Annotated in this window: 13 protein-coding genes; 8 read left to right on the top strand and 5 right to left on the bottom strand. The window is 56.6% G+C overall.

Annotated elements, in window-relative coordinates:
• Window positions 1–15: 15 nt before the first annotated feature.
• On the bottom strand, window positions 16–1227 hold the full coding sequence (locus BN1129_RS01620) for an RsmB/NOP family class I SAM-dependent RNA methyltransferase (protein WP_042034069.1): 1212 nt from the start codon (window positions 1225–1227) through the stop codon (window positions 16–18).
• A gap of 209 nt (window positions 1228–1436) precedes the next feature.
• On the opposite strand from BN1129_RS01620, the gene BN1129_RS01615 reads away from it, so the two are divergent.
• The 8 genes from BN1129_RS01615 (at window position 1437) to BN1129_RS01580 (ending at window position 13458) form a co-directional block, all read left to right on the top strand.
• Entirely contained in the window at window positions 1437–3449 is a 2013-nt protein-coding gene (locus BN1129_RS01615) for a zinc-dependent metalloprotease family protein (RefSeq protein ID WP_042034068.1), read from the top strand.
• On the top strand, window positions 3446–3772 hold the full coding sequence (locus tag BN1129_RS01610) for a hypothetical protein (RefSeq protein WP_042034066.1): 327 nt from the start codon (window positions 3446–3448) through the stop codon (window positions 3770–3772). Before BN1129_RS01615 ends, BN1129_RS01610 begins: the two co-directional genes overlap by 4 nt.
• Window positions 3773–4092: 320 nt before the next feature.
• Entirely contained in the window at window positions 4093–6270 is a 2178-nt protein-coding gene (locus BN1129_RS01605; protein WP_052449295.1) for a reprolysin-like metallopeptidase, read from the top strand.
• A gap of 177 nt (window positions 6271–6447) precedes the next feature.
• Window positions 6448–7086, top strand: coding sequence for a pyridoxamine 5'-phosphate oxidase (gene pdxH, locus BN1129_RS01600; RefSeq protein ID WP_042034064.1), 639 nt, complete (start codon window positions 6448–6450; stop codon window positions 7084–7086).
• A gap of 44 nt (window positions 7087–7130) precedes the next feature.
• Complete coding sequence (locus BN1129_RS01595) at window positions 7131–7745, top strand: glutathione S-transferase family protein (RefSeq protein WP_042034063.1); 615 nt, start codon at window positions 7131–7133, stop codon at window positions 7743–7745.
• Entirely contained in the window at window positions 7745–9379 is a 1635-nt protein-coding gene (locus BN1129_RS01590; RefSeq protein ID WP_157013220.1) for a GNAT family N-acetyltransferase, read from the top strand. The genes BN1129_RS01595 and BN1129_RS01590 overlap by 1 nt, the downstream gene beginning before the upstream one ends.
• A gap of 32 nt (window positions 9380–9411) precedes the next feature.
• Entirely contained in the window at window positions 9412–9921 is a 510-nt protein-coding gene (locus BN1129_RS01585; RefSeq protein ID WP_042034061.1) for a GNAT family N-acetyltransferase, read from the top strand.
• Between the two features lie 633 nt (window positions 9922–10554).
• A complete protein-coding gene (locus BN1129_RS01580) occupies window positions 10555–13458 on the top strand; it encodes a hypothetical protein (protein ID WP_042034059.1) in 2904 nt (967 codons plus the stop codon).
• 145 nt (window positions 13459–13603) lie between these two features.
• Here BN1129_RS01580 and BN1129_RS01575 read toward each other — a convergent pair whose 3' ends face one another.
• The 4 genes from BN1129_RS01575 to mnmA all read right to left on the bottom strand — a co-directional run bounded on the left by BN1129_RS01575 (window position 13604) and on the right by mnmA (window position 18176).
• Window positions 13604–14734 (bottom strand): ribosomal protein uL16 3-hydroxylase, encoded by a 1131-nt coding sequence (locus BN1129_RS01575; protein WP_042034057.1) that lies wholly within the window; start codon window positions 14732–14734, stop codon window positions 13604–13606.
• 139 nt (window positions 14735–14873) lie between these two features.
• Window positions 14874–16244, bottom strand: a complete 1371-nt coding sequence (gene purB / locus BN1129_RS01570) for an adenylosuccinate lyase (RefSeq protein ID WP_042034055.1) — start codon at window positions 16242–16244, stop codon at window positions 14874–14876.
• Between the two features lie 30 nt (window positions 16245–16274).
• A complete protein-coding gene (gene hflD / locus BN1129_RS01565; RefSeq protein ID WP_042034053.1) occupies window positions 16275–16886 on the bottom strand; it encodes a high frequency lysogenization protein HflD in 612 nt (203 codons plus the stop codon).
• Between the two features lie 183 nt (window positions 16887–17069).
• Window positions 17070–18176, bottom strand: coding sequence for a tRNA 2-thiouridine(34) synthase MnmA (mnmA, locus tag BN1129_RS01560; RefSeq protein ID WP_042034052.1), 1107 nt, complete (start codon window positions 18174–18176; stop codon window positions 17070–17072).
• Window positions 18177–18479 lie beyond the last annotated feature (303 nt).

Raw genomic sequence — 18479 nt, 5'->3', positions numbered from 1 at the left:
TCACGGCTGACGGGATCAGCTGATACGTTCGATCCGTGCCATGTAAAAGCCATCAAAACCGGTCGCGGACGGGCTGACGGTGTGGTCGTCCCGCAGACGGTAGTTGTCGTTGGCAGCCAGGAATTTGTCTACCTGCTGGCGGTTCTCCTGGGGCAGGATGGAGCAGGTTGCATAGACCAGCAGACCGCCGACCTTCACCATCTGGCTGTAGCGCTGCAGTATCTCCTCCTGCAGGGCCACCAGCACCGGCAGCCGCTCTGCGGTGTCACGCCACTTGGCATCCGGGTTGCGCTTGAGCACGCCCAGGCCCGAGCAGGGTACGTCCAGCAGCACGCGATCTGCGGTGCCTTTCAGGCGCTTGACCGTCTTGCTGCTCTCGATGACGCGGGTTTCCACGTTGTGGGCACCGGCGCGGCGGGCGCGTTGCTTGAGGTTTTCCAGCTTCCACTCTTCCACATCCATCGCCAGCAAACGGCCCTTGCCGTTCATCATGGCTGCAATGTGCAGCGTCTTGCCGCCGGCACCGGCGCAGGCGTCTATGACTCGCATGCCCGGCGTCACTTCCAGCGCGGCAGCCACCAGTTGGGAGCCCGCATCCTGCTGCTCGAACCAGCCATCGGCAAATGCCTTGGTGCGGAACAGCGCTGCATCAGTGGTGACCTGCAGCGCGGTGGCGACCCCTTCCACCGGAATGGTCGAGATGTGTTCCTTGGTCAGCACGGCTTGTAACTCTTCCCGCGACCCCTTGAGGGTGTTGACCCGCAGGTAACGCTTGGGCATCCAGGCCAGGGCCGCGCGCTCGGCAGGCCAAGCCTCGCCGAGTTGCTCGCTGCCCAGCTTCTCCAGCCAGCTGGGGCAACCGTCCATCAGCACAGGGTTCTTCTTCGCTTCGGTCAGGCGGCGACGGAATGCCTCTTCGTTGAAGCGATCCAGCGTTGGGTGGTTGGGTTGAGCAATCTTGTGAAAAGCGTGCCAGCTGTGCAGCAGCGGCCAGACATTTTTCTCGGCCTGACGTACCTGAATACCGGTCAGGGCGCAATAGAGGCTGAGGCGACGCAGCAGATCGCCAGTGACCAGAGCAATCCTTGCCTGTTCTTGCGGTTTGAGTTCGATGCCTGAAAAGTGACGGGCATAGGCGCGGTCCAGGGTGAGACCCTGGCCTAGCACATCGTCAACGATGGCAACGATCAGGTCCCCGAAACGGGGCAACAGTGGGGATTTAAGCATGAGATTAACCTTGGTCAAATAAAGACGAACCGTCGTCATGGTGACGCAGCTCTAAAACTGATAAATCCGCGCAATGATAGGGGCTAGACAGGGTTGGTGCAACACTCCCCATTCGGGGAATATACAGACGATGGTGCTGGACTAATCGGACCAGCAGGAAAATGATGCCGATTGCAGTTCAGGTGAGTGCATTTAAAAGGACTAAAAAGATGCAGTTGATGAAATATTCGCCCTTGGCGCTGGTCGTGGCCAGCCTGATGAGTTCGGGTGGCCTCGCGGCCAGGGAGTGGAACACGGTGGCGGCGCGCGCCACGGCGGCGGACGGTTATGAAGTGCGGGCCAACCAGTTCCGGGTGGCCAAGGTGCCCCTCGATTACTTTGCCGGACTGCAGGCAGGGGCGCGTCAGCTGACCCTGCCACTGCCAGACGGAGGCGAGGTGACCTTCACCCTGCAGGCCTATGACCTGCTGCCCGCCGATCTCGCCGCCAGGTATCCTGACATCCTGACCTTTAAGGGTCATAACCCGGCGGCGCCGGTGGAGACGGGTCGCTTTGACCTGGGCCCGCAAGGTTTCCATGCCATGTTCACCCACCAGGGCAAGATGGTATTCGTCGACCCGCTGCGCAATGCCGAAGGCTATGCCGTCTATTACCAGCAGGATGCCTACAGCCGGCTGGAAGAGGAAGCAGACAGGGTGATCGGTGCCGACGCCAAAACCTTGGCCCGCAAGGTGCAAGTGGATGGCAACGAGCGCAAGCGCTATGTCATCGCCATCTCGGCGGCCGGGGAGTATACCCAGTTCCACGGGGGCTCCAAGGTGCTGACCATGGGGGCCATAGCCACCCTGCTCAACCGGGTGAACGAGGTATATCAGCGCGATGTGGGGGCCGAGTTCCAGCTGGCCAGCGGTAATGACGCCATTATTTTTACCGATCCTGTTACTGACCCCTTTTACAACGGTGATAACCCGAATTACATCCACGGTGTCAGCAGCCCCTATGAGGCTGATGACGTCAGCAAAAACGTCTTGGTGCAAGGAGAGGCTCTTACCAAGGGCAACCTGGGTTCCTTCGACATAGGCCATGTGCTCAACACCGGCGGTGGTGGCCTGGCCGAATTGGGCGCGCTCTGTACGGCCACCAAGTCGGCAGGCATGACGGGTTCATCCACCCCGGTGGGGGATGCTTTCTTTATCGACTATGTGGCCCACGAAATCGGCCACCAGTTTGGTGCCGATCATACTTTCAACGGCACCACCAACAATTGCGGCGGTGGCAACCGGGTCGCCGGACTGGCGTTCGAGCCGGGCAGCGGCAGCTCCATCATGGCCTACGCCGGTATTTGTGGTGACGAGAACATACAGCTGCACAGCGATCCCTATTTCCACAGCAAGTCCATCGAGCAGATGCGGGCGCACATGGCCACCGTGCCGGCTTGCGGCACCACGCTGAGCCTTAGCAACAACGCTCCCCAGGCGGCTGCCGGGGCCAGCCATATCATTCCGGCCAACACGCCGTTTGTGCTCAAGGGCGCCGGGACGGATCTGGACCAGGATCCCCTGACTTACACCTGGGAGCAGATCGATCTGGGTAACCCATCCAGCAGCGCCCTCGATATGATCGACGAGGGTTCCGGTCCGCTATTTCGCTTCGTGTCGCCGACCGGCTCGCCGGAGCGGATCCTGCCGAGCCTGCCATCCCTGCTCTCCGGCTCGTTAGCCAAGGGAGAGGCCTGGCCCACCACCAACCGGAGCCTCAACTTCCGGCTCACGGTACGTGATGGCAAGGGCGGCGTTGCCAGCGATGACATGAAGGTGCAGGTGGTCAACACCGGCAGCGCTTTCCGCCTGACCAGTCCCCTTGGCGTGGCGGTGACACCGGGCGCCAGCCAGTCGGTCAGCTGGGATGTGGCGGGCACCAGCGCGGCGCCGATCAACTGCAGCAAGGTGGACCTGTTCGTGACTCAGGATGAGGGGACTAACTGGGCGACCCTGGCCAGCAGCGAGCCCAACAGTGGCTCGGCCACCGTCACCCTGCCGGCCAACCTCACCAGCAGCGTCAGGCTGAAAGTGGCCTGCAGCGACAACATCTTCTTCGCCATCAGCCCGTACAAGTTGCCTGTGGTACAAAGTGGCGGTAACTCGGGCGGGGGTGGGGGCGGTTCGCTCGGTTTCTGGACCCTGGCACTGGCTCTACTCGGCTGGCAACGGAGGCGGGCATGAGAGTCACCGGCTTGTTGCTGCTCACACTGCTCGGCGGATGTCAGGCGAATGCTGACCCCCTGGAGCAGGCAGTCAGCGCCAGCCTTGCCAAGCAGGATTACCGGCTGATTGTGCGGGCCGGGCGCGGTGAAGTAGCGCCCGGTATTCCTGCAGAACAGCAGGCGGAGGCCAAGGCGCGCTGTGGTATACGTTATCTGGATGGACTGGGTGATGTGATAAGGCCCGGTCAGCAAGAGATACATGCCAAGCTGAGGGCCTACGCCAGCGAATATAACCAGCAGATGTTGAAGCATTGCCCTCCTCACTCTGTAAACGATCAGTAATGCCTGGTTATCAAGAGGGAGGTGTAAACCTCCTTCTATTTTTTGTAAATATTGGCGGGGCGAGCCGGCATTGATGAGGGTTGTTACGCGCAATATCTAACTGATTTTGAAGATTTTATAAAGGAAGCTAAACATAAGTTTGGAGTTATTACCCCCTTTTCAGCTGGGGTGAAAATGCTTTTCAAGTGAGGTTCTTATGAGGCCCTCCATTGTAACTTTTTGTTTTTAAATGGTTTAATTTTATTTGATTTCTTGTCTGAAAAGTTGAAATGTGACGTGCGTCACGTTATCATCGTCAGCTGTTCAGTCAGGTGATTAAAATGATGAAGTTCACAATAAAAGCAATCTCAGTTGTCATTGCAATGTCAGCCAATATCGCGCTGGCATCCCCATGGCATATGGTCGAAAAACGCAGCAAGCCGGCCGATGATACGGTAAGGGCTCGCGTATATAATACATTTGAGGTAGATCCAGATTTTTTAGAAAATCTGCGTGCAGGCCAAACCGTTATTACGCTGCCGTTGCCTGATGGCAATATGGTGCAATATGAATTGGAAGCCTATTCAGTATTACCACCAGTGCTGGCAGAAAAATATCCAGATATCATGACCTATAAAGGACGTGAAGTGGGCAATGCCAGTAATACCGGTCGCTTTGATATTTCACTGCGTGGTTTTAACGGCATGTTTATGCATGCCGGAGAGCAGGTGTTTGTCGATATTCAACGCAATGGTTCTTACGCTGTTTATTACAAAAAAAATGCACCTTCCAGTGATGGGATTAATGAAGTCGTTGAACAGTCTGATATCAAAAAAAAGTTGACGAATGACACGGAGGCCGCTCGCAATGAGATAGGCTATGCTGCGTCTACGCTCAAGGAGTATCGAATTGCATTTTCAACTACTGGGGAATATACCGAGTATTTCAAGGGGAAGGCTCAAGCGCTGGCTTCACTGACAACGTTGGTAAACCGACTTAATGATGTATATGAGCGTGATCTTGGTGCTCGTTTTGTATTGGCAGAGGGAAGTGATACTATCATCTATACGAAAAATGATAGTCCCTTCTATAACGGTGTAAATACAAACTATGTAGCCGGTGTCAGCCCTTGGTATGAGGAGAGTGACAGTAAGAAAAACGGCTATGTGCAGGGGGAAAAAGTTAAGAATAAGGAGCTGGGTTATTTCGATATCGGTCATGTACTGACAACCGCAGATAAATCGGGCGCCGCCACCTTGGGGTCCTTATGCAGCATGGTTGCACAAGACACTGATATTCCGTCAAAGCCGGTTATTTCATTCAGATCGATAGGGCGAACAGGAAATAAAATACCAGAAAGTGACGCCTTCTTTATTGATTTTGTCGCTCATGAAATAGGCCATCAATTTGGTGCCAATCATACCTATAATGCAGGCGTAGGGCAAAGATATAATAAAAAAGCTTTTGAGCCGGGTAGTGGTAGCTCCATTATGGGTTATGCCGGTTTGATAGCGAGCCAAGACTTGCAGCCCCATAGCGAAGCCTATTTTCATAGCGAGTCGATTAAGCAAATGTTAGCGCATATTGCCAAACGTGAAGAGGAGGCGAGTGTTGACGCGAAAAAGATTGCTAACAATCCGAGTTTAGCACCTTTTACTGCACCGTATATGGAACCTCGTTGTGGCATGCTTATTCCGAGAGAAAATGGAGATAATCAGGCGCCGGAAATTATCGAAGTGCCGCCAGTGCATGTAATTCCAAAAGGAGTGGCATTTAGCCTGAGTGGCGAGGGTCATGATGTTGACGGCGATACCCTCACCTATACCTGGGAGCAGGTCGATCTGGGGGACGCGACTACGAGTGGCCATCAATTGAGTTCCGGTCTCCTTGAAACCGGTCCCCTGTATCGCTATGCAGCACCGACAGCATCCCCGGTTCGCCACTTTCCCTCGCTCGCGACTCAGTTGAAAGGGGAGGCGGATAAAGGCGATGTGTGGGTCAATGTGGCTCGCACCCTTAATTTCCGTCTGGTGGCCCGTGATGGCAGGGGGGGCGCTGCCTATGGCGAGACCTCGGTCGAGGTTGTGGATACTGGCTCACGTACCTTCAAAATATTACCGCCCTCTGACCAGCGTATGCTGGTTGGCAGCCCGACCACAATTAACTGGGAAGTGGCGGGTACTGATCGTCATCCGGTCAATTGTCAGCGGGTCGACATCAGTTATAGCAACGATGAAGGCAAGAGCTGGCAGCCGCTGGTTAGCGGTGTGAGCAATAACGGCGCCCATGACGTGACCATACCGGAGCCTGCGGGCAGCTCCGTTCGTCTCAAGCTGGCGTGTAGCGACAATATCTTCTATGCCATTACGCCAAAGCTGGCGACCAAAGCGGCTTCCGAGCCCCAGCCCCAGCCTGAAAGCAATGGCGGTGGTGGCGGTGGCGGTTCGACCGGTCTATTCGCGCTGTTTGGTCTTGGTATCGCGGCACTGCTGCGTCGTCGTGAGGCCGTGAGCCACTAAACCTGATGACCAAAGGGTGAGGGTTCTCATCTTTGGGATATTCATTATTCAAGCGAAGAGGCTCTAGCCTCTTCGCTTTTTTTGTATGGTTTACAAGGTCACTTTATCGAGCGCACAATGCCTGCAATCATTCTCTTGATGGTCGTGGAACCATTATTTATTTTAAGGAAAATCAAGATGATGGATGTAGCTGATCTGCGCCGTGAATACACCCGGGGCGGATTGCACCGGGCCGATCTGCCAGCCGACCCCCTGGCGCTGTTCGAGAAGTGGCTGGCTCAGGCCTGCGAGGCCAAGTTGACCGATCCCACCGCCATGGTGGTGGCGACCGTGGATGCCGAGGGGCAACCCTGGCAGCGCACCGTGCTGCTCAAGCACTACGATGCAGAGGGGATGGTGTTCTACACCAACATGGGCAGCCGCAAGGCGCACCAGCTGGAGGGCAACCCCCGCATCAGCCTGCTCTTTCCATGGCACACTCTGGACCGTCAGGTGCATGTGACGGGTCGGGTGGAGAAGATGAGCACCTTCGAGGTGATGAAGTACTTCCACAGCCGTCCCAAGGATAGCCAGATAGCCGCCTGGGTTTCCAAGCAGTCGACCCGCATCTCGGCGCGTGGCGTGCTGGAGGCCAAATTTCTCGAGCTCAAGCAGAAGTTTGCCAAGGGGGAAGTGCCCTTGCCGAGTTTCTGGGGTGGCTATCGGGTGCGGATCGACACGGTCGAATTCTGGCAGGGTGGCGAACACCGGCTGCACGACCGCTTCTACTACAACCGGGAAGGGGAAGGCTGGCACATAGAGCGGCTGGCGCCCTGATCCCCCGTTTATCCTCTGCAATCCTGTGCTGACAAGGAGTCTGTATGCGTCTATATGGCGATCTGAGATCCGGCAACTGTTACAAGGGGTGGTTGCTGGCCCGCTGGCTGGAGTTGCCCCTCGACTGGGTCCCGGTGGATATCCAGGCCGGCGACAACCAAACCCCGGCCTTTCTGGCCATGAATCCCAACGGCAAGATCCCCGTGCTGGCCATCGATGAAGGGGATGCGCTGGCTGAGTCCAACGCCATCCTCTTCTATCTGGCGCAGGGCTCGGCGCTCTGGCCGGCAGAGGCGCGTCAGCAGGCCGAGGTGCTCAAGTGGCTGTTCTTCGAGCAATACAGCCACGAACCCTACATAGCGGTGGCGCGCTTCATCGTCCACTATCTGGGCCGCCCTGAATCCCAGGAGGCGCGGCTCGACGGCCTCAAGGCCGGAGGTGAGCGGGCGCTGGCGGTGATGGAGCAGCAGCTGAAACAGCACCCTTACCTGTGCGGCGACGCACCGACCATCGCCGATATCGCCCTCTATGCCTACACCCATGTGGCGGAGGAGGGGATCTTCTCTCTGCAGGGCTGGCCCGCCATCCAGGCCTGGATCGCCCGCATCGAGGCCCATCCCCGCCACCTGAGCCTGCCGGCGGCCTGTCAGGGCCGCTGATGGAGTTGCTGATCGAGCGGGTGCTGTGGCAACCCCATTGGGCCCCCGTGCTGCAAGCCTGGCAGCGGCAGGGCCATCGCTGGCGGCTGCTGCTCAGCAAGGAGGCAGAGTCCCACCTGGCAGAGGAGGAGGATCTCTGGTCCGCCTGCCAGCCAGATGGGCTCCTCTTGGCCACTTCGCTGCTGGCTGCCTGGCTCGACGGCGATCTGATCGCAGATGTTCAGGCGGACCCCAGCCGTCAGATCCTCATCAGTGCTTCGGTCTCCCTGCTGACCCTGGCCAAGGAGAGCGGTCTGCTCACCCTGGGCCCGCTCGGGGCGGATCTGGTGCTGACGGCGGACGACGACATGGGCGCCGTGCTCAACCGCCTGCTTGCCCGCCGTGTGAGTGTGCCTCTGCTACGTGAGCCCACTTTGGCCTCATTCTCTTCTGCGCTGGTGCTGCGGCCGTTGCTGGCCGACGACGAGGCCCAGGTGGTGCGCTATTGCAGCGACGAGGCGCTTTCGCGCTATACCCTCAATATTCCTCACCCCTACCCGCCGGAGTGCGCCCGTGACTGGCTTGTCGGCAGCTGGCGCAAGGCGGCGCTGGGGCTGGGCTGGAGCTGGGCCCTGACACTGCCGCAGGAGGATGAAGTGGCTCCGCTGGTCGGGGTGATCTCGCTGCACTGGAACGGCGATCTGGCCTGGTGGGTCGGCGTCCCCTGGCAGAACCAGGGGTTGGCTACCCGGGCCGCGCAACGGGTCAAATCCTTTGCATTCGACACCTTGCAGTTGCCGGCGCTGACCGCGTGCCACATGCCGGGCAACCTCGCCTCCGGCCGGGTGATGGCCAAGCTCGGCATGCACTCTCGCGGGCTGCGCGGCCAAACCGCCCGGCAGCCGTGCGAGGTGAGCTATTGGCGACTGGACAGGGCCATCAGCCTGCCCGAGCCAGTGACCCGGCAACTGGCGCACTGGCTGGCGGACGAGCGGGTGGCCGTGGCTATCTTGCATGGCGTCGATGCACAGGTCGGTTTGGGCCATGGCCACCCATCGCAACTCACCCTGTATCTGGATGAGCAGGGCCATGATCCCGACTTGCCGGGCGTCGCCGCTGATGATGGCGCCAGGCTCGATATCATCTGCTATCCGCTCAGTGAGCTGGATCTGACCGAACCCGAGCGGCTTCATCTGCTGGGCGGTGTGCTGCTCAAAGACAGGGACGAGCAGGGACTTGCCTGTTTGCTGCAACTGACCAGCCTGCGGCGCCATGGGCCCGTTCTGCTCACCCGCGCGCAGCGGCAACAGCGGCTCGGCTGGATTGGCAAGATGGCGCGTCGCCCCGGCCTGCCCGCGACCGGGGCCAGTGCTGGGGACTCGGTCGCGGGGCGCTATCGCCAGCTTTGGCTGCTGGTGGAGCTGCCGGCCCTGATCGATGAGCTGGCCGGACATTGGCATCAGGGGCCCGAGTTTGTGCTGGCACGGCTTGAGCAAGAGGATGCTGCGCTGTTTGCAGCCTACGGTGAGGCCATTACCACCCTGACGCCGACGGCCTTGCTGGGGTTGCTGCGGCAACTTGCGGCGCGCTTTCCTGAGTCCACCCTCCCATTTCTGGACAAAGGTGCTCAGGCTGACCGGCACTTTGTGGAATAATGCCCGCTCTGCTGTACGAGGAGTAACGCTGTATGCTGAGAACCGAGCGCCCCGGCGACATGTTGCCGGTCTATGAACTGGTGAGCGCTGCTTTTGGCCGTTCCGATGAGGCCGAACTGGTCAACCGCCTGCGCGAGTGTGGCGCCGCCGTGGTGACCATGGTCGAAGAGGAAGAGTACGAGTTCATGGGGCACCTGATGCTGAGCCCGATCACCATTAACGGCCTGGAAGGGCCCTGGCTCGGTCTGGCGCCGGTGGCCGTGCATCCGGACTGGCAGGGGCAGGGCATAGGCTCGGATCTGGTACGTGAGGGGCTGGACACGGCGCTGGAAATGGACTGGAAAGCGGTGGTGGTGCTCGGTGACCCGACCTATTACGGCCGCTTCGGTTTTCGTCCCGCCAGCGAGTTCGGCCTGCACTGCATCTACGAGGTGCCCGCCGACTGTTTTCTGGCGATGGAGCTGCAGGAAGGGGGGCTGGCCGGCATGGCCGGTGAGGTACTCTACCACCCCCTGTTTGACGAGATCCCCGACGAACAATGAGCCACAAATCGGCAGCCTTGAGGCTGCCGATTTGTTATCAAGACAGGTTGCAAGGTATGCAATCTTCCCGCTGAAGCCCCCTCGATTGTCATCAGAGTCAGTCTCCTGCGACCTTGCAACCGGACTGCTGACGGCGTGCCCGTGATCGGGTGGTCTTGGGGCATGAATAGTATGCCGATTTGTCACTGAATAACGCAGCGTTACCCGGTACCGGTCAGCTGTATTGTTGCCTCTTTTCAAGAGGATTTTCCTTTGCAATATCTCGTTACAACTTTTTCTGCAAAAAAATCTGTTTTTGTCTAGCAGGTAACATTTTTTAATCAGGCGCTGTTATTGATGTTTGACTCATACGAGAATGCCCGTGTAAGTTCGTGAAGATGATTCAATAAATAAGGATGCATAATCGATTCACTGTGAGTCTTGGTTATTTTTGTTCATTTTTATCAAGTAAATGCCAGTAAAGTGGATGCTGTTTACATCTATATCGCATAGATGCAAATAACCTCCACTTAATGTTGTCCTTGTAAACAAGGATAATTCACTCAGCCATGATGATATGGTTCTGTTTGCTATTCCCTTGTTTATGAAAGGATATTGACATCCACATAGAGTATTTATACTAGGGCATACAATATGAAAAAATTATCAGAGATCATCCATCAAGAAGTTTCACAGGGGCGGCGGGATTTTCTCACCTTCTCTTCCATGTCATTACTCGGCTTGGCGGCAAGTAGTGTTTTCCCTACTCCGGTGAAGGCCGCCTTTGCTGCCCTGAATAGTGGCACGCTCGCTGAGCTGGATGGGATCAATTTTTACGTGGTGGGGTCTGACCAGCGCCGCTTTGATTTGCCGCTGGTCAACTTTGGGCAAGAAACCGATGAAGCTCAATATCTTGCCCAGGTGATGTTTCAAGAGTTAATGAAGTTCGAATTCAAGGTTAAGTACAGCCAATTAAGCGAAGCGTTAGGCCATGGTATGGCGCCTAATGATAGTGTGCTGGCAATGAGCAATAACAACAACTCGGTATATAATATTTATTCCAGATATCCATCCTACTTTACCGATAATATGGTTGAATATGTGAGTGGCTTGTTGCAGAACTCATATAGCAAGCAAAAAGATGTCACTGTGGCCAACCGGAAATTGTATAACTCTTGGGATATGGTGAAGGTCAATGCGAATATTAAGCAAGCAGAAAAGGGGACGCAATTTAAAGAGATCATGGACGAGCTATACGCTGTCGCCACCTCTTATTGTCAAAATGGAAAGTTAAACGCCTACAATACACAAACAGACGGCCAAAAATGGGCTCGTCAACTTATTGCATACTACAACAAGAATGAGGTGTTAGACGCTCTTATCAGTTCTTTTAAAGTTCAGGAGGTGGGAAGAAACTCATCGTTTGAAATGGCGATGAGACAAGTGTATAACACCATCAATAAAGTCAGAGCGCTTAATATTTCATCCGGTCGTCACATCACCGAGGATGAGCTGCAAGAATTTGAACGCACCCTGGCGGGGTCTGTTTACACAGGGTTTGCCATGAACACGAGCTGGGGTCAACAAAGCGAGCAATACACAGTCCTGGCCAACAGGAGAAATTTCGATGATGTGGTGAAGTTGTTGAGAAATGACAGCGGTAATCAGATCTCCTTCTGGATAAGTTTCTTCACCCAACATAGCCCGGATAGCTTCTGGAATGAACTGAATAATATGGGCCTGAGAACGAGCACCTTGCAGGATGAGGGGGCCCGGCAGCGTATTCTGAGAAAATATCCTGATCTGGCAAGGGCGACGGTCAGCGTGGCTCCCACCGCCTTTTCTGGTGTGGTTCCTGCCGACGCCACCACAGACTCATTCCTTTCCGTGTTCACCTTGTTGCTGGGGGTGGGCAACTTTACCTGGTTGACGGCGACCGATCGGGATGAACTGAGCAACCCTGTTTCTTTGATGGGGTTGGCGGCGGCCTTTATTGATACGGGGCTGAATCTGATCAAGCTCGGTAAGTTCCTTGATAATGTGACCATGTTTATTTATGGCAGTGGTGCAAAAGTAGGAATAGGAAAAACCGTAGCCGAGTATATGGCGAAATTCAGTCAATACTTGAGCAACCTAGTAGCCAAAGGCAAGCATCTCACGAATGTGGTAGAGCGGCAGGTAGCCAACAAGATGTTTCTCGCCACTGCACCTCAAAGCATCGGTAAGGTTATCGATATATGTTTTGTTGGATTGGCGGCGCTGGGGGCAGCCCTGGCCGCGTATAGTCTATATGAGGCTGTCCAGGGGGGGGATGTCGGGGATATTATATTTGCTTCAATCAACATGTTGGTCGCCACGGTGGCATTGGGCGTATCCGTTGCCGCTTTGATATGGTCTACCTCTGCCTTTGCCACTTTGATTGCCGGCCCCCTGGGGGTTATTATTGCGGTGATAGGCATAGTGGTGACCATCGCCCAGTGGATCTACACGTTACTCAAAAAAGAAGATATCAAACCCGCCCCGATCGCGACATACACCACCGAGTTTATTAAACCACGGGGGCTTGAGTATGAAGATCTTGGCTCATACCTCTGCCGGGCCAAGAGTTTCAACAATGGCAATATGGTCTGTGCCATGGATGCCAAGACCATGAATACCGATTGGGACAACGTCAAGCACATTGTTGACCACAATACGCCTCTTTATCATCAGGCCGGGGCCTTGGTAACCTCCTCCAGGACTGGCAAGATTTATAACTTCGCCAATATCAAGCAGCCTGGCTACGAAAACATATCGAATTTCTTCACCAAGGGAGCCACAACATCAATCAGTAACTGGCGGCCGGACTATGAGTTGACAACCTGCGATCATGCCGTTGAGAGCAATACAAGGTATAGTAGGAAGACTGCTGCAATCTTCATAGCCAGGGTCGGATATGATAATGCGCGCATCTTCTTGACGTCTAATCTGGAAGATGCCCCGACAAGGAATAATGAGCTGACAAGGGAACAATTAGGTTTAGAGTGGCAAGAGTATCCGCTGGATGTGGTTGCCATCAATGACCTTGAGGAGACCATGTTCCTTATCTTTACTACCCTACATATCTATCAGGTGAGAGATGGTGTAGTACGCAGGATAATATCTGACTTTGTCGGTCAGCCCAATGCACCGATCACCTCGAGACTTACTGCGCTGGCACTCGGTACTAACGTGAATTTGATCTATCGGTTAGGTGGTGTGCAGGAACCAGAGAATCGCTACCATTATCTGCTGACCCGGGATGACTATGGGGATTATACCAGTATGACATTACTGCGGACCATCAATGCCCCCATGTCCTCAGACTCGCCGATTGTCGGCCGCTTGTTCAACAAAGTCGGCGAACTGGTTTCGCGGATGGACTTTATGTATCACGATGGCAAAAGTGGTTATGTGCGCTATGGCGCAATTATGAATAACACTGGTGGTGCCTCACTGTCATTGCACAATGGGGTTGAGTTTCAGGTGCCGGATAATGGATTCTATTTCTTCTACAAGAATGCATTTATTCCGAGGTAACCGATGTAACGCCCTTATTCCTCGCTGGGCCATGAGTGGTCACTATGACACGGGTCCATGCTGCAAATAAGGGTGGGGAAATCGACTTCCTGCAATAAAAAAGGCGCCATCAAGGCGCCTTTGTCGTTGCTGTCAGCCAGTCACTTCAGCTGAAGAACCAGTAACCGCGGTTGATCAGACGGGTCAGCAGTTGCAGGAAACCGGCCTGATCGGCGAGTTCTACCATGTCTGCCTGAGTGATGATGTCTTTGTCACACAGCAGGGAAATGGCGGCCGCGTCGTCGCTTGGCAGGGTCCAGGCTTCGCCGTCGATATAGCACAGCTGGCTTTCACCACTGAACCAGACACTGCGCAGGCCCGGCACCTTGATGGCAGGCTCGCCCTGAGTCAGCAGGTCGGCGACTTCCTCGGCGCTGTAGTCCGGCTCGACCGGATTGACGTCCAGATCGTGCTTGGCTTCGGAGATCATGGCGCCGAACCACGCCTTGAACAGGGTCTCGTCATCGAGGGCCTGTTGCATCAGCTCGCGCAGACGGTGCAGCTCAAAGGGCTGGATCTCGCCGTGGCGGGCACGGGGCTTGAGATCGGCATCGCCATAACGCTCGGTACGCACCTCGTTGTCGATCAGGTGATCGGCAAAAGAGGAGATAAGTGCCTTGGCATCCGGCGCACGGAAGCCAACCGAGAAGTTCATGGAGGGCTCGATGGCGTAGCCCTCGTGGGGGAATCCGGGTGGAATGTAGAGGATATCGCCTGGCTCCATGATGACATCGATGATTGCCTCGAACGGTTCGCAGTGCAGCAGCGCGGCGTGGGCGGCAAACTCGTTGAGCGGCTTGGCATCACCAACCCGCCAGTGACGCTTGCCCAGACCCTGAGTGATGAACACGTCGTAGTTGTCGATGTGGGGGCCGACCCCCGCGTGGGGGGTGGAGAAGCTCACCATCACATCGTCAAAACGCCAGCCTGGGATGAACTGGAACGGCAGTGCCAGCTCGTGTACCTCGGGGGCCCAGTGGTTGCAAGCCTGCACCAGCACTGTCCAGTTCTCTTCCCCCAGATGGTCGTAGGATTCGAAGGGGCCGTGGGCCGCTTCCCACTTGTTGTCGAAGCGGGTCACCAGACGGGACTCCACCACCTCTTCCATGGCCAGACCCGCCAGCTCGTCCGGGCTGATGGGGTCCTGAAAGTCGGTGAAGCCGCCCTTGATAAGGAGTGGGCGCTTCTGCCAGTAGTGCTCAAGGAAGTGAGCGATATCCAGATTGAGTTGGTACATGCTGTTTCTCGTGTCTCGCAAAGAGGTTTTGCCCAAGTCGGGCTTGGGAAAAGCCACTCGGGATCCTGCTGTGGCAGGGAAAATAACAGGGGCCCTGTGGCGTATCGTGCACAGGGCCCCTTCGTCAGTACCGGTTGGCTTATTTCAGCAGATCAACCAGACGCTGGGCGTCACCTATGTAGTTGGCCGGGGTCAGCTTCTTCAGCTCCACCTTCACTGCTTCCGGCAGTTCTAGGGTGTCGATAAAGGTACGCATCCCTTCGGCATCGACGCGGCGACCACGGGTCAGCTCTTTGAGCTTCTCGTAGGGCTTCTCGATACCGTAGCGGCGCATTACGGTCTGGATCGGCTCGGCCAGCACTTCCCAGTTGGCATCCAGATCGGCGGCCATGGCGGCGTCGTTGGCTTCCAGCTTGGAGATACCCTTGAGGGTCGCCTGATAGGCAATCAGGGAGTAACCGACCGCCACACCCAGGTTGCGCAGCACTGTGCTGTCGGTGAGATCACGCTGCCAGCGGGAGATGGGCAGCTTGCTTGCCAGATGCTGGAACACGGCGTTGGCCAGACCCAAGTTGCCTTCGGAGTTTTCGAAGTCGATGGGGTTGACCTTGTGCGGCATGGTGGAGGAGCCGATCTCCCCCGCGATGGTGCGCTGCTTGAAGTGACCCAGTGAAATGTAACCCCACACATCGCGATCGAAGTCGATCAGGATGGTGTTGAAGCGGGCCATGGCATCGAACAGCTCGGCGATGTAGTCGTGCGGCTCGATCTGGGTGGTGTAGGGGTTCCAGGAAAGGCCCAAGGAAGTCACAAACTCCTCGGAGAACTGGTGCCAGTCCACTTCCGGATAGGCGCTGACGTGGGCGTTGTAGTTGCCGACAGCCCCGTTGATCTTGCCGAGGATCTCCACCGCCATGATCTGCTTGAACTGGCGCTCCAGACGGTAGGCGACGTTGGCCATCTCCTTGCCCATGGTGCTCGGGGTGGCTGGCTGGCCATGGGTGCGCGACAGCAGCGGCATGTCACGGTACTCAACAGCCAGGCGCTTGAGCTCGCTGATCAGCTTCTCGCAATAAGGCTTGATGACCTCTTCGCGAGCGGTTTTCAGCATCAGACCGTGGGAGTTGTTGTTGATATCTTCCGAGGTGCAGGCGAAGTGGATGAACTCGCTGACGGCGGCCAGCTCCGGGTTCACTTCGACTTTCTCTTTGAGGAAGTACTCCACCGCTTTCACATCATGGTTGGTGGTGCGCTCAATCTGTTTGATGCGGGCGGCGTCACTCTCGTTGAAGTCGCTGACGATGCCGTCGAGCAGGGCGTTGGCGGCCGCGCTCAGGGCAGGGACTTCCGGGATCCCGGCGTGGCTGGCCAGTTTTTGCAACCAGCGCACCTCGACTTCGACGCGAAAACGCAGCAGGCCGAATTCGGAGAAGATAGGGCGCAGGGCATCGGCCTTGTCGCCATAACGACCGTCAATCGGGGAAACAGCAGTCAGCGCGGACAGCTCCATGGGGTGAACTCCTGATGATTGGTGTGGGGGTTAAAAACGTTTGGCCAGTTCCACCATCTTCTTGCGTGCGAAGATGATCTGGGTGCGGCTGCCGCCAAGCTGGCGCCACAGCACGCAGGCACGGATGCCTGCCAGCAGCAGGGCGCGCACCTTGTACTGCACCAGCGGCTGTTGCAGGAACAGTGGGGTGCCCGCCACCTGAATGCGCGGCCCTATGGGGCTGATGAGATCGCTGTAGATGCTCGCCATGTTGGCCAGGATCTGCTCGTCGAGCAGATCGAAATGTTGTTGCTGGCGGCCGATCTGACCGATCCGCTCCCCCAGCATGTTGAGTATGTCCTGGCGCTTGGCCAGCTTGCGCTCCAGCGCGATCAGGCTGACCACGTAGCGGGTCAGCTCGGCGTTCTTTTGGCTGCCGTCAGAGCCCAGCTGTTCGACCAGCGCGCGATAGCCATCACGAATGGCCAGGTGGTTGCCGAACACCTCCAGCGGCTGCTTGGGATCGGTCACCAACACGCTTTGCATGCTCTCGCGCAGCGAGGCCTCATCACAGCTGCCATCGCGGGCCACTTTTTGTACCAGATAGGCTGCCTGGCAGATGCCGGCAAAGGCCATGGTTCTGTCTTGGAATTTGTCGCTCATATCTTCACGGCCCTGTTCTGTTCATTCACTGGCAGATACCCGCAGCAGGCCATGATCCGGCCTTGGAATGTGTCGCTCATATCTTCACGGCCCTGTTCTGTTCATTCACTGGCAGATATCCGCAGCAGGCCATGATCCGGCCTTGGAATGTGTCGCTCACGTCAGCTGCCTTCTGTTAAGGATTCAAACCGGATGGCTGAAGCGCTGTTCGATGATGCCGCCGCCCAGGCACACTTCCCCGTCATAGAAGACGGCGGACTGGCCCGGGGTCACCGCTGCCTGCTTCTCGTCGAAGATGACCCGGATGGTCTCGTCATCGATGGGCTGAATGAGGCAGGGAATATCCTGCTGGCGGTAGCGGGTCTTGACGGTGCAGCGGCGCGGTGCGCGGATCGGGGTGCGATCGACCCAGTGCAGCTGGCTGGCAACCAGACCGTCGGAGTAGAGGCGGGGATGCTCGCCCTGTGCCACCACCAGCACGTTACGCTCGACCTCTTTGTCGACCACATACCAGGCCTCTTCGGTGGCGTCTTTGCGACCACCGATGCCGAGCCCCTTGCGCTGGCCCAGAGTGTGATACATCAAGCCCTGGTGCTCGCCGATCACCTTGCCATCCACGGTCTCGATTTTACCGGGCTGGGCGGGCAGGAACTTGGCCAGAAAGTCTTTGAATTTGCGCTCACCGATGAAGCAGATACCGGTGGAGTCTTTCTTCTTGGCGGTGATGAGATCCAGCTGCTCGGCGATGCGGCGCACCTCCGGCTTCTCCAAATCACCGACCGGGAACAGGCTTTGACCCACTTGGCTTTCGCTCAGGGTGTAGAGGAAGTAGCTCTGATCCTTGTTGGTATCGAGACCGCGCAGCAGGCGCGGGCGGCCGGTGCTGTCGTCACGGCGCACATAGTGGCCGGTGGCGATGTAGGTGGCACCCAGCTCTTCGGCGGCAAATTCGAGGAACGCCTTGAACTTGATCTCCTTGTTGCACAGGATATCCGGGTTCGGCGTGCGGCCTGCCTTGTACTCTTCGAGGAAGTGCTCGAACACATTGTCCCAGTACTCGGCGGCGAAATTGATGGTATGCAGCTTCATACCCAGCTTGTCGCAGACGGCCTTGGCATCAGCCAAATCCTGGGAGGCAGAGCAGTACTCGTCCGTGTCGTCTTCTTCCCAGTTCTTCATGAACAAGCCTTCGACCTGATAACCCTGCTGCTGGAGCAGGTAGGCCGAGACGGAAGAATCCACGCCGCCGGACATGCCGACGATCACCTTGATTTGGCTATTGTCTGTCATTAGTCGAAGTTACCAGTTCGTTTAAACGGGGCGTATTCTACCAGAATTTCGCGCCCCCGGTCACATATCCATGCCCTGGCTCCCATCGGGAATGCGGTGGCAGGAAATCGTTTTTCTGTTTGTCGGCACCATTATGAAAAAATGGTGCCAAACGATATCGGATAGCCTGTTCACGATCTGTCACGAGAGGCCGTCAGCAAGGTAAAGAGCAGCGCAGGAACCGGAGCGTATAGATATACGTGAGCTTTCCTGATTGCAAACAAGCGAGCAGCACATGAGCCTTGATCACGGCCTCGCAGTAAG

Origin of the sequence: Aeromonas popoffii (assembly GCF_000820025.1) — a bacterium.
Classification (GTDB): domain Bacteria; phylum Pseudomonadota; class Gammaproteobacteria; order Enterobacterales; family Aeromonadaceae; genus Aeromonas; species Aeromonas popoffii.
This window is presented reverse-complemented; position numbering and strand designations above follow the sequence as displayed.